Here is an 18171-nt window from a genome sequence, read left to right as displayed (position 1 = left end):
ACCCCGCCTGCCGTCGGGTGGCGCGAAACCGGCAACGGCGGCGATCCGTGCTGCCCGGGCAGCGGTGGCGGCCGCGTCCGCAACCGATATCGTGTCCCAGCGGCCACACCCTTTAACGACGAAGGAGATCTCATGAGCGGAATTGCCCGCCTCGAACTCGACGGCAAGGTCTATGAACTCGACACCTTCGTCGGCACCGAGGGCGAACGCTCCATCGACATCTCGAAGCTGCGCGACACCACCGGGTACATCACCCTGGACGACGGCTACGGCAACACCGGATCGTGCAGGTCGGCGATCACCTACATCGACGGCGATGCGGGCATCCTGCGGTACCGGGGCATCCCGATCGAGGAACTGGCCGGCCGCTCCTCGTTCGTCGAGACCGCCTGGCTGGTGATCTTCGGCAAGCTCCCGACGGTCGAGGACCGCGATCGGTTCGCCTCGCTGCTCGGCGAGTCGGCGATGATCGACGAGGTGATGCGCAAGCACTTCAACGCGTTCCCGCAGACGGCGCCGCCGATGGCGATCCTGTCGGCGATGATCAACACCCTCAGCGCCCACGATGCCGGGGCCACCCAGATCGACGACGACGAGTCGATGGAGCGCGCCGCCGCCGTGCTGATCTCGAAGGTGCGGACGATCGCCGCGGCGTCCTACAAGGCCTCCATCGGCGAGCCGCTGGTGTACCCCCGCTACGACCTCAAGTACGCGGAGAACTTCCTGCACATGATGTTCTCGGTGCCGTACCGGAACTACGAGCCGAGCCCCGAGGTCGCGGCCGCGCTCAATCTGTTCCTGATGCTGCACGCCGACCACGAGCAGAACTGCTCCACCTCGACGGTGCGGATGGTCGGATCCTCGAAGGCGAACCTGTTCGCGAGCTGCGCCGCCGGCGTTTGCGCCCTGTGGGGGCCCTTGCACGGCGGCGCCAACGTCGCCGCCGTCCAGATGCTGCAGGACATCCAGGAGTCGGGCATTCCGGTGTCCGAGTTCGTCAACAAGGTGAAGAACCGCGACGCCGGGGTGAAGCTGATGGGCTTCGGGCACCGGGTCTACAAGAACTTCGATCCGCGCAGCCGCATCCTGAAGAAGTCCGTCGACGACGTGCTCAATCAACTCGAGAAGAGCGACCCGCTGCTCGACATCGCCCGCGAACTCGAGGACGCCGCACTCAACGACGACTACTTCGTGGAGCGCAAGCTGTACCCGAACGTCGACTTCTATTCCGGCATCCTGCTGCGCGCGATCGGTATCCCGATGGAGATGTTCACGGTGATGTTCGCGATCGGCCGGATGCCCGGCTGGATCGCCAACTGGAAAGAGATCAACGAGAACCCCAAGAGCAGGATCTACCGGCCGCGGCAGATCTACGTGGGTCCCACCGACGTGGAGTGGGAGCCGCGCGAGGAGCGCTGAGCGCGCAAGGCTGTTCGTCATCCCGCGCCGTTCCGTCATCCCGCGCCGTTCCGTCATCCCGGGCTTGACCCGGGATCTCGACCGGTAGGCGCGCCGGGTCGAGCCGGGGGATTCTGAAATGTGGCCCCGCGACGGCCCGCTCACCGCTCGGCCCGGCGGGACCTTTCCGTTCCGGGTCCAGATTTCAGAAGAGCGGGCGAGGACGCTCCGCCGTCAGCGCAACCGGCGGCGGCGCAGCACGAGCAGCACCGCGAGCGCCAGCACACCGATGCCCGTCCCGACCAGCGCGGTGGAGAACCACCACTCCTTGCCGGTGCCGCTCAGGAGCGGCAACTGCCACCAGCAGATCACCGTCCCGATGGCGAACAGCATGGTGCCCAGTCCGACGATCTGGACGCCGTGCGGGTCGAGCGCCTTGACCGGCGCCTGCAACGTCGGCAGGTGATGATCGTGGTCATCTTGGCTCACGGACACCACTGTAGGGTGCGGGCCCGCGCCCATAGATTTCTGCCATGGGCAACTCTTCCCCGAGCGCGCCGCACACGGACTCCGCGGCGCCGTCCGGCCTGGACGGCTACTTCGAGATCAGCAAGCGTGGTTCGACCGTCGGCCGTGAGGTGCGAGGAGGCCTGGTCACCTTCTTCACGATGGCCTACATCATCGTGCTCAATCCGCTGATCATCGGCACCACGCCCGACAAGGCGGGGAACCTGATCACCGGCGTCCCGTTCGCCACCGCGACGGACGCCGACAAGGGGGCCGCGATCGCCGCCGTCGCCGTCGCCACGGCACTGATCGCCGGGCTGACGACGATCCTGATGGGTGCCTACGCCCGGTTCCCGATCGCGCTCGCCACCGGCCTGGGTCTCAATGCGGTGGTCGCGTACACGATCGCGCCGCAGATGACCTGGCCGCAGGCGATGGGCCTGGTGGTCTGGGAGGGCATCCTGATCACCGTCCTGGTGGTCACCGGCTTCCGCCGCGCAATCTTCAACGCCGTGCCGCGGGTGCTGCGGTCGGCCATCTCGGTCGGCATCGGGCTGTTCATCGCCTTCATCGGCCTGGTCGACGCCGGCGTCGTCCGCACCGGCAACCCGATCGTCCAACTGGGCATCTACGGTTCCCTGCAGGGCTGGCCGATCGTGCTGTTCGTGCTGGTGCTGTTCCTGCTGGTGGTGCTGTTCGTCCGCAAGGTCAAGGGCGCCATTCTGATCGCGATCCTGACCGGCACCGTGCTGGCGGTGATCATCGAATCCGCCCTGAAGCTGGGCAGCAAGACCGACGACAACGCGACCGGCTGGATGCTCAACGTGCCCACGCTGGGCGAGTTCAGCGTCCCGAACTTCATGCTGCTCGGCCGGGTGGACCTGTTCGGCGCCTTCGCCGGCGGCCCGGCCGTGGTGCTCGGCCTGCTGCTGCTGGTGTTCTCCCTGCTGCTCAGCGACTTCTTCGACACGATGGGCACGATCGTCGCGGTGGGCGCCGAGGGCGACCTGCTGGGCGATGACGGCAACCCGCCCCGCACCCAGGAGATCCTGCTGGTGGACTCCATCGCCGCGATCGCCGGCGGTGTCGGCTCGGTCTCGTCGAACACCTCCTACATCGAGTCGGCCGCCGGCGTGGGCGAGGGTGCCCGCACCGGCCTGGCGTCCCTGGTCACCGGAGCCGGCTTCCTGCTGAGCATCTTCCTGGCGCCGCTGGTCGACATGGTCCCCTCCGAGGCCGCCGCGCCCGCCCTGGTGTTCGTCGGCTTCCTGATGATGTCGCAGGTGGTGAACGTCGACTGGGAGGACGCCGAACAGGGCATCCCAGCGTTCTTCACGCTGGCGCTGATGCCGTTCACCTATTCGATCACCGCCGGCATCGGCGCGGGCTTCATCAGCTACGCGCTGATCAAGCTGGTGCTGGGCAAGGCCAAGCAGGTGCACTGGTTGATCTACCTCGTGGCCGCGCTGTTCGTCCTGTACTTCGGGCAGGGCGCGATCCTGGCGCTGATGGGCTGAGCCCGGCTCAGCCGGCGCGGTAGATCACGATCAGGTCGGGCACCGGACGCCCACGCGCCGGCGCCGCCTGCGCGTAGTGGTGGAACTGCGCGAGCCAGGCTGCGTACGGCTCGGCGATCGCCCGGTTCTGCGCGGACAGGTGCGGCAGGGCGTTGCGCCACACCGAGGCCGCCTCGAGCGCGACGCGGTGCGGCGTGTAGCCCGTGGACAGTCCACGGTAGGTCTGCAACGGAATGCCCAGTTCGTGATTGACCAGCCGGCCAAGCCCGAACCGGGGATCGACACCCGCCCTGGCCAGGTCGAACTCAAGGTCGTTGAACCGGGTGACGTCGAGTTCGATGCGGTGCCTGCTCCACGACTTCTCCACCAGGTACGCCTCGAGCAGCCGCCAGGCGACGGGTTGCCGTTCGGGGCGGACGTAGCGGCCGGCGAGCAGGTCGGCGACGTCCTCCTCCAGCGGGGTGTCCGGCCGGACGAGCACCGCGCCCGCGGGCTTGCGGAACAACGGCCCGAGCTTGCCGAGCATTCCGGGCGGCCGGGGAGTGGTCTCGGGTGGGAAGGCCTCCGCCACCACCCGGCGAAACTCGGCTGCGACCGCGTCGGAGGCGCAGAACACGTCACGCACCTCGTCAACGCCGATGGCGTGGAGCCGCAACTCGCCCATGTGCACAAGGTACCCCGCGGCGTCCGGAGGGGACATACATTGATCTGGTGAGCCCACGCACCCGTCGCCTGATCGTCTCCGGGGTGCTGGTCTCGCTGGTCCTGATCGCGTTGATCGGCGCGCTGGTCCGGTGAGGACGCCGTCGCGACGACCGTCGGGGTGGCGGTCCCGGCGCAGCGGCGCCGGGGGCTAGGCTGTGCGACGCATCCGCGGAAGGAGTCCGATGTCGGGCCAACTGATCGCCCGCCGAGCCCTGGCCCTTGCAGCCTTCGTCACGGTGGTACTGGGCGGCTTCGCGGCCGCAGCCACGGGCATCGCGGCCACGCCCCTGCCGAGGGCCACCGCTTCGGCGACCGCCGGCGTCACGAAGACGGCCACGACCACGCCGTCCGACACCGACGTCGACCCGGCGGACGAACCGACGGACGACGGCAGCGATCCGACCCCCGATCAGACCGGCACCTGGCTGGCCATCGGTGGTGCGCTGGGCCTGTCAGTGCTGGCGGGGCTCGTCGTCGCCCTCCGCCGGCGTTAGCCACCCGGACGCCGGCGACGACCGGGCCGCTTCGTTGAGGGTGATCGGAACTGCCAGCAGCGCGGGCAGCGCCTCACGCAACACCTGCAGATTGGGGTCGGGCACCGGCAGTATTCGGCGCGGGGAGGCGTCCGCCAGGCTTCGTAAGGCGGCCAGCGAGGAATCGTCGAGCACGGTGCGGATGGCGGCGGCGTCACCACCGAGCAGCAGGGCGTCCAACCGGCCGGACTCCGCAACGAGCAGCTCCGCGACATCGGCGACGGCCCGACCGAAGGCCTTGTCGGCCTGGTTGCCGCGGCGCCGGGCGTAGCGCTGCTGCGACCAGCCGCCCGCCTTCGTCCGGCCCTGCACGTAGTGCCTGCCGACTCGGTGGGCCACCAGGCGCTCGCCCTCGGCGATCCCCACGGCGTGGGCGCGCCGGCGGACCAGCAACACTCCCACCCTGCGCGGCACGCCGACCTGAGCGAGGAGTTCGGCCAACGGGTCGGCGCCTGCGAGCGGACCCCAGGGCGGCTGGAGGTCCGCGACGGCACCGTCCGGGCTGGTGAGCCGCACTGCGCCGTCGACCACGGCGACCACCGGCTCGCCGTGGCGGCGGGCGAAGCCCTGCAGCCACCGCGGCAACCGTCCAGGGGGGATCTGCACGCGGTCCGGTTCGGCCATGACCAGTAGTGTGGCGTACCCCCGCCATCCGGTCCTGTGCGATGGCCTAGGCTGGCACGAGGAACGGAGGCAGCGCACGTGAGCGATCTCATTGACACGACGGAGATGTACCTCCGGACGATCTACGAACTCGGCGAAGAGGGAGTGCCGCCACTGCGGGCCCGGATCGCCGAAAGGCTCAAGCAGAGCGGTCCCACGGTGTCCCAGACGGTGGCCCGGATGGAGCGCGACGGGCTGCTCACCGTCGATACCGACCGGCAGCTGCGACTCAGCCCGGCCGGCCTCAAGCTCGCCACCCGAGTGATGCGCAGGCACCGGCTCGCCGAACGGCTGCTGATCGACGTGATCGGCCTCGACTGGGTGCACGCCCACGAAGAGGCGTGCCGGTGGGAGCACGTCATCTCCACCGATGTCGAGCGCCGCCTGGTGCACCTGCTGCAGCAGCCGGTGGAATCGCCCTACGGCAACCCGATCCCGGCCCTGGCCGAACTGGGTTCCGAGCCCGCGCCCGAGGCCTTCCTCGATGGTGCGGTCCCGCTGTCCCAGCTGCTCAGCGGCGGCGCGTCGGCGACGGTGACGGTGCGCCGGCTCAGCGAGTTCCTGCAGACCGACCAGCAGCTGTTGAGCATGTTCGACGCGACCGGGGTGCATCCCGGTTCGACGTTGAGCGCCAGCATCGAGGGCGGCAATCTGGTGCTGAAATCCCGCCACGGCGAGCCGGGCCGGTTCAACGCCCACGTGGCCGACCACCTGTTCGTGGCCGCCATCGATCACGTCTGATGGTGCACCGGGCCGACGCCCGGCCCCTGCTGGACGGGCACTGGTACGACGCGCTGGCCGCGATCCTCGAGGCCGAGATCGGCGCCGGCCGCACCTCCGAGCGGCGGGAGAGGGCCCGCGACCTCGCGGTGGCCGCCAAGCGGGTGCTCGACCTCGACGCCGAGGACTACTGGCCGATCAGCCGCGACTTCACCGAGCGACAGTGGGCGGAGGAGTTGGGCCGGGCGTGCTTCCCGCTGCAGCCGCGCTCCTCGCACCGTGGCGCTCTGGCGTCCCTGGTGCCGCTGTACCGGTTGATGCTCGAGGTGGTCGACCTGCGGGCCAGGCGGCACGAGCCGCTGCAGGTGGTGGTCACCGCTCACCTGATCGGCGAGTACCTGCCCCAGCTGGCCTGGGAGTCGACCCTGGGGCACGGGGGCGATCCGCTGCTGATGCGTCACAGCGTGGGGGAGCGCTGGGGAACCGACGACCGTAGTTGCCCGCACACCTCGGCGATGCGGGCCACCGCCAAGCGTTCGCTGCATGCGACGGGCGGAGACCAGGCGGGGTTCACCGCCTACCTCGACCGTTTTCACTCCCGGCTCGGTTCGGCGCTGGCGATGTGTGCCATGAACCACGAGACGGTGGCCGCCGGTGAGCGTCCCGATGTCGCCGGCACCTGCCCGCAGCCGTGCGGCTGGGCCGTGGCCGGGACGCTCGCCGAACGCCGCGACTTGGACGCCCGGGTACGCCTCGCGCTGCTGTACCGCGACTCGCCGATCGTGGCGCTGCGGCACCACGCGCCGGTGGGGCACTTCTTCGGCGTCCCGTCGACGTCCGAGATCTCCGAGGCGTGGCTGCGCACCTGGGAGCGGGTGTCGGCACCGTGGCCCGATGGCGGCAACCCGTTGAGCGGTGAACCTCTCGGCGCCCCCGAACGCAGTGAGGCCTTGCCCGGGTTGTCCGACCTGATCAGCGCGGTCGCCGGCCGGACGGTGGGGCCAGGCACCCTGATCAGGGACATCGGCGCCGACCTGGAGGCCACCCTGGCGGAATAGTCGCGTCCGGGGCGGCGTTGTCCCGGTGAACCCGAGAGGATGATGTATGGCTACCCAAGCACTTGACCAGCAGAGCTTCGCCGACGCGATCCAGGACAACGAGACGGTGATCGTCGACTTCTGGGCCGATTGGTGCGGCCCCTGCAAGCGGTTCGCCCCGGTCTTCGACCAGGTGTCCGAGAAGTACCCGGACGTGGTCTTCGGCAAGGTCGACACCGAGGACCAGCGCGCGCTGGCCGGCGGACTGGGCATCCAGTCGATCCCGACGCTGATGGCGTTCCGTGGCGGCTACCTCGTGTACCGGGAGGCGGGCGCGATGGGGGCACCCCAGTTCGAAGAGCTGGTGAAGGCCGTCAAGGATCTCGACATCGAGAAGTTGAAGGAGCAAGCAGCGGCCGCGACTGCGTCCGACGAAGCCTGACGCCCGGCCGTGTCCCCCGCGCGGGTGACAAGGCTGCGTCCACCTGCCTATACTGAGACAGGTCCCTGCCCCATCCCCCCGGGCAGGGACCTTTCTGCTGTCTCGGTGGCGGCCCCAGCAAGATTCGAACTTGCGACACAAGGTTTAGGAAACCTCTGCTCTATCCCCTGAGCTATGGGGCCCGATCGAAGAGCCAGTCCCAGCATAGGGCCACCACTCGCAAGGCGCTTGTGTCGCACGGGGACTTGGACGGCGCGGCCGTCGCCGCGATCAGGTGGAGGCAGTGGTTGAAACGTCTCGTACCTTCAAAAAGGTGACCATTCGGGCGTGCTTTTCCCTGACGTATCGTCTAAACTCGAACCAGAGAGCGACGCCAGCTCGTTGATGTCTCCTGGGGGTGGGTAGACGGCTTTGGCCCTTCGATAGGCGTCGCTCTCGTCATGCCCGCTCATGTCCCGCGCATCGAGCCCTCAGGGCCGGGCCCCGACCGCTTCCGTCGCTTCGACCGCAGTTGCCGCGACTCGATAGACCGGGTCGGAACGATCATCCGTCCAGATTCGGCATCGCCTTCCCTCCGGGCGATTAGTCATTTAGACTAATATCATGACTGAACACGGACTGGCCGCCGCGATCGCCAAGATGAAGGAGGCCGGCGCCAACGAGCCGGCCATCGATGTCTTCTCGCACTACTACCGTCAGGCGAGCGACGGCGTGACCGGGATGATCCCCGAGGACACGATCACCCCCCTGACAGACCCGCCGCAGCTCAGCGCGGTGAGTGTCGACGAGACGGCGGCGCGGGACGCCATCGCCCGGACGGTGATCATCAAGCTCAACGGCGGCCTCGGCACCTCGATGGGCCTGGACCAGGCCAAGACGCTGCTGCCGGTCCGCGAAGGACTCACCTTCCTCGACCTGATCGTGCAGCAGATCATGGCGGCGCGCGAGACCTACGCCGCCCCCCTGCCGCTGCTGTTCATGAACTCCTTCCGCACCCGCGAGGACACCCTCGCCCACCTCGAGCGGTACCCCGACCTGGCGGTCGGCGACCTGCCCGTCGACTTCCTGCAGAACGCCGAGCCGAAGATCCGTCAGGACGACTTCGAGCCGGTCGAGTGGCCGGACGATCCGACGCTGGAGTGGTGCCCGCCCGGTCACGGCGACGTGTACACGGCCCTGGTGGGTTCCGGCGTCCTCGACGCGCTGCTCGCTGCGGGGATGAAGTACGCCAGCATCTCCAACGGTGACAACCTGGGAGCCGCCCCGGACGCCGAGCTGGCCGGCTGGTTCGCCGGCACCGGCGCCCCCTACGCCGCCGAGATCTGCCCCCGCACGATCAACGACCGCAAGGGCGGCCACCTGGCGATCCGCAAGTCCGACGGCCAGCTCATCCTGCGGGACACCGCACAGACGCCCGCCGACGACATGGACTACTTCACCGACGAGCATCGCCACCCGTACTTCCACACCAACAACCTGTGGGTCGACCTGGAACAGCTGAAGGCGGCCCTCGAGGAGCGTGGCGCGGTGCTGGGCCTGCCGCTGATCTACAACGTCAAGACCGTGGATCCCTCGGACTCGTCCTCGCCCAAGGTGATCCAGCTCGAGACCGCGATGGGTGCCGCGATCGAGGTGTTCAACGGTGCGACCGCGATCGCCGTGCCGCGCTCGCGCTTCCAGCCGGTCAAGACCACCAACGAACTGCTGCTGCTGCGCTCGGACGTGTTCGACCTCGGCGCGGACAGCCGGCTCACCCAGACCGTGGAATCGCTGCCGCGGGTCGACCTGGACGCCGACCACTACAAGCTGATCGGCGACTTCGAGCAGCGGGTCAAGGTGGCGCCCTCGCTGAAGGCCGCGACCTCGTTCGTGGTCGAGGGGGACTGGACTTTCGACTCCGAGGTGACGGTGACCGGTGACGTCACCTTCCCCGACCTGGGTCGCCCCGCGGTCGCGGGGGTGGACGACCCGCGGTGATCGACGCCGAGCTGGCCCGGGCCGTGTCGATCGCGCTGACCGGTGGACCGGACGCCGTCGCCGCCGGTGCGGCCGACGTCCGGGCAGGACTTCAGGGTGCGGGGTGGGGCTCTGCCAGGCTCGGCGCGCACGCGGACGCGGTCGTGGCGGCCGGCGGGGTGTGGCCGCACCCGGTGCCCGCCGAGCTGCGATCCGCAGTGGGTAGCGCCCGGCTGTTCGCCGTCCTGCAGGAGGTGCAGGCCGAGCTGGGCCGGTTCGGCCGGACCGCGGCCCCGGCCCCTGCCCACCCGCTCACCGCCGACGAACGCCGACTGCTGGCCGAGGTGCCGCCGCACCACGGCTCCTGACCCAGACCCACGCGCTCGCCCAACTACCGAGGGCTCGCCAACCTTGGCACTCCTCGGTAGTTGGGCGAGCGCGGCGAAGGGGTGGAAACGCAGAGATCCCCGACACCAGGTGGTGCCGGGGATCTGTGCGTGGTGCGTGTTACTGGGTGATCGTCGGACCGGCCTTGGGGGTCCCGTCGTTCTTGGCGAGCAGGTCGCGGATCTCGATCAGCAGCTCCTCGGTGGTGGGAGCGCCCGGCTCCGTCTCGGTGTCGGACTTGGCGGTGAGCGCCTTGAGCTTCTCGTAGGGCACGACGATGCCGAAGTAGACCACGAAGGCCATGATGATGAAGGCCACCAGTGCCGTCAGGAACGGACCGATCGAGCTGAACCCGAACGGCCGCCACTCGTCGAAGTTGGGGGCGCCGCCGAGACGGGCCAGGACCTCGACGACGATCTGGGTGAACGAGGTGGTGACGGCGCTGAACGCACCGCCGATGACGAAGGCGACGGCGATGTCGATCAGGTTGCCGCGCATCAGGAAGTCTCTGAAACCTTTGAGCATGTGATGTGTCCCTTCCCGCACAGCCGCTCCCTCGTGCCGGGAGCGGTGGTGGACCGTGCAGAATCAGAAAACCGTAGCGAACCCGGCTCGGCGGTTGCGGGGCGTCCCCGTTGTGGACGGTCGGGCCGTCGCTGGGCGGCTGCGGCATCATCACGGCCGGGTGGCCACGTGCGGTCAGCGCAGGCTGAACCCCAGCGTCCCCCGGGCGGCGACCGCGGCGACCCGCGCCTGCAGGCCCGGCTCGAGCTCGACCAGCACCACCGGTCCCGCGGACCGGGCCGGGGACAACGGCGAGGAGTCCCCACCCGGATCGAGCACGGCCACCACCCGAACCGCCGATGCGACGACGGCCGCCTCGGCATCGGAGTCGGCGGCCAGCAGGTCGATCCGGTCACCGACCCTGACCAGGGTGGCGGCGCTCGCCGTCAGCGTCACCGGCAGCACCGCCTTGCCCGGCGAGGCCAGGGCGGTGCGGTTGACCACCGAACCGGGCAGCAGCATCGCGCCGGCGGGCAACGGGACGGTGGCCAGGCGTCCGATCGCCTCGGCCGGGTCGCTCAGGTACTCGGCGGGCAGGGCGACCAGCGGCAGGTGGCGCACCTCGACGTCGCCGGCTTGCAGGCTGGTGCCGCCGGTCACCGCGCGCAGCGTGACCAGCACCGGCGCGCTCGGTGGGTCGGCCGGCCGCAGCACGCCCAGCCCAGCCCACACCGCCACGCCGGCCAGCAGGGCGGCCACGAGTCGGCGATGCCGGCGCAGCAGTCGCCGCACGCGGGAAAGCAGAGTCTTCACACCTTCAGTAAATGACCGAGATGCGAAAAGTGTTCAAATCGCCGCTAGGAGGCTCAGGCGGCGGGGGCTCCGGACGAGGCGGACTTGGTCGACGACGACGAGTCCTTCGTGGCGGCCGGCTTGGCGGAATCGCCCGACCCGGTGCTCTCGCCCGCACCCGACTGCTTGGCCGCGCCGGACTCCTTGGCGGCCGTACTCGACGGCTCGCCCTTCGCGCGGCTGTCGGTGGCGTAGAAGCCGGAGCCCTTGAACACGACGCCCACCGCGCTGAACACCTTGCGCAGGGTGCCGCCACAGTTGGGGCACTCGGTCAGCGCGTCGTCGGTGAACTTCTGGACGGCCTCGATCGGCGCGCCACAGTCGACACAGCGGTACTGGTAGGTGGGCATCGATGACTTCCCAACGGCGACGGGCGGGTGAACCGCAGGCATTCTAGCGGCCGTCAGCACAACGGATCGAACCGAGCCGCTATTCCAGGTGCGGCCGGGTCCACAGTGTCCGGGCGTCGGTCACGATCACCGTGACCGGGCGGTCGAACGGTTCGGTCGGCACGGCGTCCAGCACTTCGCTGTCGCGCAGCAGGACGCCGACCACCGCGTCCGGCGCCGCGTGACCGAGCGCCCGGTCGTACCAGCCGCCGCCGGTGCCCAACCGGTCGCCGGTGGGCGACGCCGCCAGCCCGGCGCACCAGATCAGGGAGGCCCCTGCCACGGCGTCCGCCCCGAGTGCGGGGGTGGTCGGTTCGGCGATGCCGGCATGGCCGATGCGCAGCAACTCGGTGCCGGCGTACTCGGCCCAGTCGGGCTCGCGGCGCACGCGGCCGTCGGCGCGGCGCCCGAGCACGGGCAGCAGCACGCGCACGCCGGCCCCGGCCAACGCCTCGATCAGGGCGGAGGTGTCCGGCTCGCCGGGCAGTGACAGATATGCGGCGACGACATCGTGCCCGGCGGCGACCTGCAACGCCCGCGCGGTGCGTGCGGCGACGGCGGCGCTCGGCTCGGCCTCGCGGCGGGCCCGGCGGATCTGGCAGCGCACGGCGTCCTTGGCCGTTCGGACAGTCGTCTGCGACCACCCCGGAGGGTTCGCGGGGTCGGCCGTGGGCATTGTCCTATGGTAAGAGCCATGGCGCTTTTCGGACGGAAGAAGCGGGCTGAGGCCCCGGTCGAGACCATCGACGAGGTTGTGCCCGACGAGCCGGAGACGCCGTCCAAGCCGCTCGGGGTCGAGCAGTACCGTGAGCAGCTGCTGGCCGTGGTCGAACCGCAGCAACCGATCGGCCTGGGGGTGCTGGACGCCTTCGGTCGCCGGTTGTGCGAGGACATCGTCGCCGACATCGACCTGCCCACCTTCACCGGTGCGGCGGTCGAGGGCTACGCCGTGCGGGCCGCCGACGTGGCCGCCGCGTCGGCGTCGCACCCGGTGACGCTGCCCGTGCTGGACACCCTGGATTCGCCGCTGTACCGGGGGGCGCCGCTGCTGGAGGCGTCCACGGTGCGGGTGCGGGTGGGTGCCCCCATCCCCGACGGGGCGGACGCGGTGGTGCCGCTCGAGCAGACCGACGGCGGCGAGCTCGAGGTGCAGATCCGTGCCGCGGTGGCGGCCGGCGAGCACCTGCGGCTGGCCGGCTCGGACATCGCCGACGGCACGCGGCTGCTGGAGAACGGGCGGGTGCTGGACGCGGGCGCGATCGGCCTGCTGGCCGAAGTGGGCCTCGACAAGGTGCTGGTGCGTCAACCGCCACGCGTGGTGGTGCTGACGGTCGGGTCCGACCTCGTGCCGCCCGGCCTGCCGCTGGCCTCGCGCGCCCACCGCTACGACGCCACCACGACGCTCATCGCGGCCGCGGCTCGGGCCGACGGCGCCCGGGTGTTCCCGGCGGGGACGTTCGGCGATGACGCGGCGGTGCTGACCGTCGCATTGACCGACCAGCTGATCCGGGCCGACCTGATCGTGGTGGTCGGCGGGCTGGAGGGTTCGCTGCCCGAGGTGCTCGAGGAATTGGGCACGGCCTCGGTGCAGCGGGTGGCGATCAACCCGGGCGGCCTGCAGGGCTTCGCCACCATCGGCGCTGACAACACCCCGGTGATCGCGCTTCCCGGCGGGGCGTCCTCGGCCTTCGTCGGGTACCACGCGTTCGTCCGGCCGGCCCTGCGCCGGCTGCAGGGCGAGCCCGACATGCTGAGCGAGAGCCGCCTGCTGCCGGCCCGGGTCGCGCTGCACGGCCATGACGAGGCCACCGAGCTGATTCCGGCGACCATCAGCGACCGCGGGGTCGAGCCGACCGGTGTGCCGGGGGCCGACCTGGCCTACGACGTGGCGCGGGCGGACGCCCTGATCGTGCTTCCGCCAGGCACCCATCTGGTGCCGGCGAACTCCGACGTCGAGGTCTGGGTGCTGACGACACCACGCGGGTGAGCGCCGCGCGTTGGCCCCTGGAGTTGACCCGGGGGCCGGTGACGCTGCGGCCGTGGCGGCTGATCGACCGTCGAGCCTGGGACGAACTGCGCCGCCGCAACGCCGGCTGGACGGGGCCCTGGGATTCGACGCGTCCGCCGGACTCCATCGAGGCGCCCTTGACCTACGCGGGCATGGTCCGCCAGTTCAACGCCAAGGCCAGGCAGGGCGCGATGCTGCCGTTCGCCATCGACTACCGCGCCGAGGGGCAGCGCCGCAGCGTGTTGGCCGGCCAGCTGACCATCTCGGGCATCACCCACGGCTCGGCGAGCTGGGCCCAGGCCGGCTACTGGGTCGACCAGCGTTGGGCCGGGCGCGGCATCGTCCCGACCGCGCTGGCGCTGGCGGCGGACCACTGCTTCTTCACCCTGCGGCTGCACCGCCTCGAGGTGGCGATCCGGCCCGAGAACACCCGCAGCCTGCGGGTGGTCGAGAAGCTGGGCTTCCGGCACGAGGGCTCGCGTCCCCGGTACATGCACGTCGACGGCGACTGGCGCGATCACGAGGTGTTCGTGCTGCACGTCGAAGAGATCGGGCCGGGACTGGTCGCGAGGCTGCCTGCCCTGCCGTGAGCACGGATCGTGCCTGATCAGAGGGGAATTGGCTGTGGATCGGGCGATCCTCGGCGGGTCGCGGGGCGTGTCGCGCAGGCGCCCCCGTAGCGTTCCGGTGTGGGTTTGACGGGAGTGATCTTCGGCGTGATCGCCGCTGCGTGGCTGGTCTACCTCGTCCCGTACTTCCTGCGGAGACAGGCCGACCCGGAACTGGACGAGGCCGATCCGGCCGAGCCGTTCTCGGCGACCGTGACCATCGTGCGCCGCGGCTCGGCGCTCGACACCGCCGAAGCGGCGACGGCGATCGTCTCCACCCCGATGACCAGGCGTGCCGCGCTGCGTGAGCTGGTCCAGATCGAGCAGCAGGCCGCCGGCCGGCGTCGCCGCGTGCTGCTGGTACTGGTGCTGGCCTTGCTCGGGGCGAGTGTGCCGGCGGCGCTGGGCGTGCTGCAGTGGTGGCTGCCGATCGTGCCCGCAGGAGTGCTGCTGGCCTTCGTGCTGGTGGCACGGTTCAGCGTCCGGGTGATGCGTCGCGACCTGGACGCCCGGGCGTCCCGGATCCGCGAATGCGGCGACGAGCAGACCGTCGCGATCAAGGTGCTCTCCGAGGCGGCCACGGACGCCGAGGCGTCCGTCGAGCTGAGCGCGCCGATCGCGTCGGCCGGTTCCCTGTGGGAGCCGATCCCGATCACCGCGCCGACGTATGTGAGCAAGCCGCTCGCGCCCCGCACCGTCCGCACCATCGACCTCTCGGCGCCGATGCCGGTCGAGCAGAGCCTGCCGGTGACCGCCGAGGCGTTGCCCACCGACGACGACGGTGAGACCGGCGAGGAGCGCCGCGCGGTCAACGAGTGAGGCCTCGCGGTCAGGTCGCCAGTCGAGCCTGGGTGCTGGTCGAAGCTGTCGAGGGTGCGTCACCATGGGTACCTCTGAAGAGGAGGACCCGTGGGCTCTGTTTTCCTGTATGCCTCGGTGTCGGTCGACGGCTTCATCGCGGATGAGAGCGACCAGCCCGGACCGCTGTTCGACTGGTTGCTGAGCGGCGAAGTGCCGTTGGATACCGACGGCGTTCTGAAGGTGTCGCAGGCCAGCTACGACTACATCCGGCCGTACTGGGACAGCATCGGGGTGACGATCGTCGGCCGCCGGGTCTTCGATCTCACCGCCGGCTGGGACGGGACGCCTCCGGCTGGCATCGACCACGTGGTCGTCGTGACACGTCGGGGCAGGCCCAGGGATTTGGCACCCCGACGCCCCCTTCCACTTCGCCGACGGCGTCGAGGAGGCCGTGGCCACGGCAAAGGCTCTTGCGGGTGACCGCGTGGTCGAGGTCTCCGCCGGCGACGTCGGGGGCCAGGTGCTGGCGGCGGGCCTGGTTGACGAGGTACGCATGGACGTCGTTCCGGTCGTGTTCGGGTCCGGCAGGCGCTTCTTCGGCTCAGTCGACCGACTGCATCTGTTGGAGGGTCCCGAGGAGATCATTCAGGGCAACCGGGTGCTTCACCTGCGGTATCGGGTGTGACGTTGACCAACAACGCCGTCAGCGCGCCGTGTGCGTGGTGGAGCTAGGGGTATTTCGAGCGGGGGCACGCGCCTCGGCCGGCTCAAGACTGCCGCCTTGAAAGGGCAAGTCACGCTCACTTCGCGGGGACTGAGACGGGCTTCTGAGCCTTGCGCTGCTTCACTAGTTGGCCATCTTTGATTTGCGCACGGTAGGGGGTGGCTGGTCGACTCACGTTCCGCACGTGTCCTATCGTCAACTTAGAAGCGTGGCGTGTGATCTCGGCCTGGCTGGGCTGCCTGGGGAGTGGCACGCCGTTCGTACGTCCAACGGGTTGACCGCCGCGGGTCTCCCGTCGGGGCATGAGACCCCTGCCCCGCGGCTGCGAAGCACTGCGATGAAGTGGGAGAGGTGAGGGGGGAGCGTTTCCTGCTGGAAGCACTTGCAGGCGACTGGTTCTTCGGAGAGCACGCAGTTCGTGGCAGGTGGCTCATATAGAATGAAACTCCTGGGTGAAAGTGCATCGCCAGAGTATGTTCGCGAAAGAGGCCTGCCTTTGCAATCGGTGATTCTAAACTCTGACGTTATGTGGGGTGACTACTCCAAGGGGTTGCCAAAGCGTCTGTCTGAATTCTTGCGCACATGTGCACGGGAGGGATATTCGGTCATTCTCCCGGCTACGGCTCTCATGGAGATAAGTCGGGCGCAGAACAAGACAGTTGCCGATAGTAGACAAGCAGTGGCGCAGGCCATAGAAACCCTCAGGACTCATGCCATATCCTGCCCGGAAGTGGACCTGGAGAAACTAGTCAAAGATATTGATGTTCTTGCAATGATGAAAAGTGCTTATTCCAATGTCGTCATTGTCCAAGCGAGTCTGGAGCAGTATCATGAGGCCCTAAGGCGGGCCTGTTTTCATTTATCACCCCAGCTGTCGAATGCCAAGTCCGATGAAATGCGGGATCTCGTCATCTGGATTACGGCGGTGGATCTCGCCAAGGCGGAAGGAGGCGCGCTGCTCGTCAGTCAGGACGTCGTACACTCTGGAAAGCTCGGGGACGAAGAAGCCGCAGGAGTGGGGCTAGTGCGGGCCAAGAACCTCGATGACGCGCTTGGTGTGCTGGGCCTCCACTCGTCCTCAGGCGGTCTGCTCAGCGACCTCTTGGCGCCGTCGTGGGCGGAGTTCAAGAAGCAAGGCCTTCCAGTCGAGGAGCAACCTAGTCTTCGAACAGTTAGACGTGCTGCTTTCGTACAGGGGCATTACGGGGCGCCAGGAGTTGCTACCGCCGAGATTAGTCTCTCAGGTTGCGATGGCCAAGAGATTAGAGCCGACGTTGACTATAGGGCGGAGGGGGAATCGTCGTTAGCAACGGTGACTCTCTCTAGTATCACGTGTGGTGATGGAAAACTGGAGCGGTTAGCGGTCACGATCCCCGCACCCAGAGTAATCACACCTTCGCAAGAACATCAGGATCTCGAAGCGCTGCGAACACTAATTGGAGGAAGCTAGAAATGAATCTCGCCATGGGAAGTCAGACTTTTGTCGGTGTTGAAATACCACTATTATGGGGAACTCGAGCGGTGCTGCAGGACCATGCAGGCAAGCTATCAGTGATCAATCTTGCCGGGGATGTGGCCAGCTTGGAAGTGCTGGCAGATCGACCTGCTCCCGACATTAGCTACGCGCCCACCGCGAATGATGCATTTGTGATCAAAAAGGGCGAGGTTGAACTATACGAATACAATCCGGAGTCTAAGGTTCTAACTTCAGCCAGCCTCAAGCTGCCGTCAGTCCAAGTTGTGGGAGATCGTATCCAGGTGGGGGGCAGCGTCTTCTCGAACAACATGATCGTCGGTGCCGGAGTCGGCATCGTTGTCACGGAGACTGGCATCAGCATGGGGGCGCCGCTGCCGCGAAGCCTTGCCGTGCTTCAGGTCTGACGTTCAAGACGCGTGGCCGTGGTGGAAGTCGAGGAAGTAGACGACTTCGGCGTGTGGTGATCGCAGTTCATGCCTGGGGCGGTGGGGTGCGCGGAGGCGTCAGCCGTAGCGCCGGGTACCCGAAAGCCCCAGACATGAACTGCGGGCGAGCGGAGCGAGCGCTTGACCAAATGGAGCCGACTCGGCAAATCCCGCCCGAAGCAAGTGTCGGCGGCGAGTGCCAATGCACATGAGCGATCGCGACCACGAATCTGTATCTGCACCACCCGGGCACCAGCGCTGATCTGGCCGGATCGTGCGCTTCAACGCTGTGGGGGGCACGTACATGGCTGCCGCGGCTTCGAAGATCGCGTCCGTGCGGGTGGTGGGCTTTCCGGGGTGTTTGCCTCGGTGCCTACTGGTCGCTGCCGGTGATGGCGGCGATGGTCTGATTATCGCTGATGGCGGCGAGGAGGGCCATGGATCCTTCGGAGAGGTAGCGGCGTTCGTCGATGGTCCATTCGTCGTTGGTGTCGGTGAGGATCATGCCGACGAGCCTG

Annotated in this window: 20 protein-coding genes, 1 tRNA gene and 2 pseudogenes; 14 read left to right on the top strand and 9 right to left on the bottom strand. The window is 68.6% G+C overall.

Going from position 1 to position 18171, the window contains the following annotated elements:
* Positions 1-132: 132 nt before the first annotated feature.
* On the top strand, positions 133-1419 hold the full coding sequence (locus OIE40_RS13045) for a citrate synthase (protein ID WP_264702920.1): 1287 nt from the start codon (positions 133-135) through the stop codon (positions 1417-1419).
* A gap of 213 nt (positions 1420-1632) precedes the next feature.
* On the opposite strand, the gene OIE40_RS13040 is transcribed toward OIE40_RS13045, so the two are convergent.
* Positions 1633-1887, bottom strand: coding sequence for a DUF2530 domain-containing protein (locus tag OIE40_RS13040; RefSeq protein ID WP_264702918.1), 255 nt, complete (start codon positions 1885-1887; stop codon positions 1633-1635).
* Positions 1888-1931: 44 nt separating this feature from the next.
* Between OIE40_RS13040 and OIE40_RS13035 the strand changes: the two genes are divergently transcribed.
* Positions 1932-3422 carry an NCS2 family permease gene (locus tag OIE40_RS13035; protein ID WP_264702916.1) on the top strand — a complete coding sequence of 497 codons (1491 nt, stop codon included), beginning with the start codon at positions 1932-1934 and terminating at the stop codon, positions 3420-3422.
* Between the two features lie 7 nt (positions 3423-3429).
* On the opposite strand, the gene OIE40_RS13030 is transcribed toward OIE40_RS13035, so the two are convergent.
* Positions 3430-4086 (bottom strand): hypothetical protein, encoded by a 657-nt coding sequence (locus OIE40_RS13030; RefSeq protein ID WP_264702914.1) that lies wholly within the window; start codon positions 4084-4086, stop codon positions 3430-3432.
* Between the two features lie 223 nt (positions 4087-4309).
* Between OIE40_RS13030 and OIE40_RS13025 the strand changes: the two genes are divergently transcribed.
* Positions 4310-4621: a hypothetical protein gene (locus tag OIE40_RS13025; RefSeq protein WP_264702913.1), complete on the top strand. Its 312-nt coding sequence runs from the start codon at positions 4310-4312 to the stop codon at positions 4619-4621.
* On the opposite strand, the gene OIE40_RS13020 is transcribed toward OIE40_RS13025, so the two are convergent.
* Positions 4580-5284, bottom strand: coding sequence for an acVLRF1 family peptidyl-tRNA hydrolase (locus OIE40_RS13020; protein ID WP_264702911.1), 705 nt, complete (start codon positions 5282-5284; stop codon positions 4580-4582). The genes OIE40_RS13025 and OIE40_RS13020 overlap by 42 nt on opposite strands.
* Before the next feature lie 78 nt (positions 5285-5362).
* On the opposite strand from OIE40_RS13020, the gene OIE40_RS13015 reads away from it, so the two are divergent.
* Genes OIE40_RS13015 through trxA form a run of 3 tightly spaced genes read left to right on the top strand, consistent with a single transcriptional unit; the run spans position 5363 to position 7522 of the window.
* A complete protein-coding gene (locus OIE40_RS13015) occupies positions 5363-6064 on the top strand; it encodes an iron-dependent transcriptional repressor DtxR (protein ID WP_319805235.1) in 702 nt (233 codons plus the stop codon).
* Complete coding sequence (locus tag OIE40_RS13010; protein WP_264702909.1) at positions 6064-7101, top strand: hypothetical protein; 1038 nt, start codon at positions 6064-6066, stop codon at positions 7099-7101. The genes OIE40_RS13015 and OIE40_RS13010 overlap by 1 nt, the downstream gene beginning before the upstream one ends.
* Before the next feature lie 46 nt (positions 7102-7147).
* On the top strand, positions 7148-7522 hold the full coding sequence (trxA, locus tag OIE40_RS13005; RefSeq protein WP_264702907.1) for a thioredoxin: 375 nt from the start codon (positions 7148-7150) through the stop codon (positions 7520-7522).
* A 106-nt stretch (positions 7523-7628) separates the two neighbouring features.
* Here the strand turns inward: trxA and OIE40_RS13000 are convergent.
* A tRNA-Arg gene (locus OIE40_RS13000) sits at positions 7629-7704 on the bottom strand.
* Positions 7705-8125: 421 nt separating this feature from the next.
* On the opposite strand from OIE40_RS13000, the gene OIE40_RS12995 reads away from it, so the two are divergent.
* A complete protein-coding gene (locus tag OIE40_RS12995; protein WP_264702905.1) occupies positions 8126-9499 on the top strand; it encodes a UTP--glucose-1-phosphate uridylyltransferase in 1374 nt (457 codons plus the stop codon).
* Positions 9496-9846, top strand: a complete 351-nt coding sequence (locus tag OIE40_RS12990) for a hypothetical protein (protein WP_264702903.1) — start codon at positions 9496-9498, stop codon at positions 9844-9846. Before OIE40_RS12995 ends, OIE40_RS12990 begins: the two co-directional genes overlap by 4 nt.
* 139 nt (positions 9847-9985) lie before the next feature.
* Here the strand turns inward: OIE40_RS12990 and mscL are convergent, their stop codons facing one another.
* The 4 genes from mscL to OIE40_RS12970 form a co-directional block, all read right to left on the bottom strand.
* On the bottom strand, positions 9986-10390 hold the full coding sequence (mscL, locus tag OIE40_RS12985; protein ID WP_264702901.1) for a large conductance mechanosensitive channel protein MscL: 405 nt from the start codon (positions 10388-10390) through the stop codon (positions 9986-9988).
* A gap of 174 nt (positions 10391-10564) precedes the next feature.
* Complete coding sequence (locus OIE40_RS12980; protein ID WP_264702899.1) at positions 10565-11182, bottom strand: SAF domain-containing protein; 618 nt, start codon at positions 11180-11182, stop codon at positions 10565-10567.
* Positions 11183-11235: 53 nt separating this feature from the next.
* Positions 11236-11571 carry an FmdB family zinc ribbon protein gene (locus OIE40_RS16955; protein ID WP_319805234.1) on the bottom strand — a complete coding sequence of 112 codons (336 nt, stop codon included), beginning with the start codon at positions 11569-11571 and terminating at the stop codon, positions 11236-11238.
* Positions 11572-11650: 79 nt separating this feature from the next.
* Positions 11651-12286, bottom strand: coding sequence for a 5-formyltetrahydrofolate cyclo-ligase (locus tag OIE40_RS12970; RefSeq protein ID WP_264702897.1), 636 nt, complete (start codon positions 12284-12286; stop codon positions 11651-11653).
* Between the two features lie 18 nt (positions 12287-12304).
* Here OIE40_RS12970 and OIE40_RS12965 point away from each other — a divergent pair, with 18 nt between their 5' ends.
* The 6 genes and pseudogenes from OIE40_RS12965 (at position 12305) to OIE40_RS12935 (ending at position 17632) form a co-directional block, all read left to right on the top strand.
* Positions 12305-13597, top strand: a complete 1293-nt coding sequence (locus OIE40_RS12965; protein WP_264702895.1) for a molybdopterin molybdotransferase MoeA — start codon at positions 12305-12307, stop codon at positions 13595-13597.
* Positions 13594-14208 (top strand): GNAT family N-acetyltransferase, encoded by a 615-nt coding sequence (locus OIE40_RS12960; protein WP_264702894.1) that lies wholly within the window; start codon positions 13594-13596, stop codon positions 14206-14208. Before OIE40_RS12965 ends, OIE40_RS12960 begins: the two co-directional genes overlap by 4 nt.
* 99 nt (positions 14209-14307) lie before the next feature.
* On the top strand, positions 14308-15045 hold the full coding sequence (locus tag OIE40_RS12955; protein WP_264702892.1) for a hypothetical protein: 738 nt from the start codon (positions 14308-14310) through the stop codon (positions 15043-15045).
* Positions 15046-15135: 90 nt separating this feature from the next.
* Positions 15136-15712, top strand: a pseudogene (locus OIE40_RS16950) (dihydrofolate reductase family protein).
* Positions 15713-16277: 565 nt separating this feature from the next.
* On the top strand, positions 16278-17201 hold the full coding sequence (locus OIE40_RS12940) for a PIN domain-containing protein (RefSeq protein WP_264702888.1): 924 nt from the start codon (positions 16278-16280) through the stop codon (positions 17199-17201).
* Between the two features lie 2 nt (positions 17202-17203).
* Positions 17204-17632: a hypothetical protein gene (locus OIE40_RS12935; RefSeq protein WP_264702886.1), complete on the top strand. Its 429-nt coding sequence runs from the start codon at positions 17204-17206 to the stop codon at positions 17630-17632.
* A 394-nt stretch (positions 17633-18026) separates the two neighbouring features.
* Here OIE40_RS12935 and OIE40_RS12930 read toward each other — a convergent pair.
* Positions 18027-18171 (bottom strand): annotated as a pseudogene (locus tag OIE40_RS12930) (IS256 family transposase); the annotation flags it as partial.

The organism is Micropruina sonneratiae (genome assembly GCF_025972045.1).
In the GTDB taxonomy this organism is placed as follows: Bacteria; Actinomycetota; Actinomycetes; order Propionibacteriales; family Propionibacteriaceae; genus Micropruina; species Micropruina sonneratiae.
This window is presented reverse-complemented; position numbering and strand designations above follow the sequence as displayed.

Excerpts from the sequence above, each read along its gene's own strand:
- trxA (WP_264702907.1), top strand. The coding sequence starts at position 7,148 with ATGGCTACCCAAGCACTTGACCAGCAGAGCTTCGCCGACGCGATCCAG.
- OIE40_RS12995 (WP_264702905.1), top strand. The coding sequence starts at position 8,126 with ATGACTGAACACGGACTGGCCGCCGCGATCGCCAAGATGAAGGAGGCC.
- OIE40_RS13025 (WP_264702913.1), top strand. The coding sequence starts at position 4,310 with ATGTCGGGCCAACTGATCGCCCGCCGAGCCCTGGCCCTTGCAGCCTTC.
- OIE40_RS13045 (WP_264702920.1), top strand. The coding sequence starts at position 133 with ATGAGCGGAATTGCCCGCCTCGAACTCGACGGCAAGGTCTATGAACTC.
- OIE40_RS13010 (WP_264702909.1), top strand. The coding sequence starts at position 6,064 with ATGGTGCACCGGGCCGACGCCCGGCCCCTGCTGGACGGGCACTGGTAC.
- OIE40_RS16955 (WP_319805234.1), bottom strand. The coding sequence starts at position 11,571 with ATGCCCACCTACCAGTACCGCTGTGTCGACTGTGGCGCGCCGATCGAG.
- OIE40_RS12940 (WP_264702888.1), top strand. The coding sequence starts at position 16,278 with ATGTGGGGTGACTACTCCAAGGGGTTGCCAAAGCGTCTGTCTGAATTC.
- OIE40_RS13020 (WP_264702911.1), bottom strand. The coding sequence starts at position 5,284 with ATGGCCGAACCGGACCGCGTGCAGATCCCCCCTGGACGGTTGCCGCGG.
- mscL (WP_264702901.1), bottom strand. The coding sequence starts at position 10,390 with ATGCTCAAAGGTTTCAGAGACTTCCTGATGCGCGGCAACCTGATCGAC.
- OIE40_RS12970 (WP_264702897.1), bottom strand. The coding sequence starts at position 12,286 with ATGCCCACGGCCGACCCCGCGAACCCTCCGGGGTGGTCGCAGACGACT.
- OIE40_RS13030 (WP_264702914.1), bottom strand. The coding sequence starts at position 4,086 with ATGGGCGAGTTGCGGCTCCACGCCATCGGCGTTGACGAGGTGCGTGAC.
- OIE40_RS12965 (WP_264702895.1), top strand. The coding sequence starts at position 12,305 with ATGGCGCTTTTCGGACGGAAGAAGCGGGCTGAGGCCCCGGTCGAGACC.
- OIE40_RS12935 (WP_264702886.1), top strand. The coding sequence starts at position 17,204 with ATGAATCTCGCCATGGGAAGTCAGACTTTTGTCGGTGTTGAAATACCA.
- OIE40_RS13035 (WP_264702916.1), top strand. The coding sequence starts at position 1,932 with ATGGGCAACTCTTCCCCGAGCGCGCCGCACACGGACTCCGCGGCGCCG.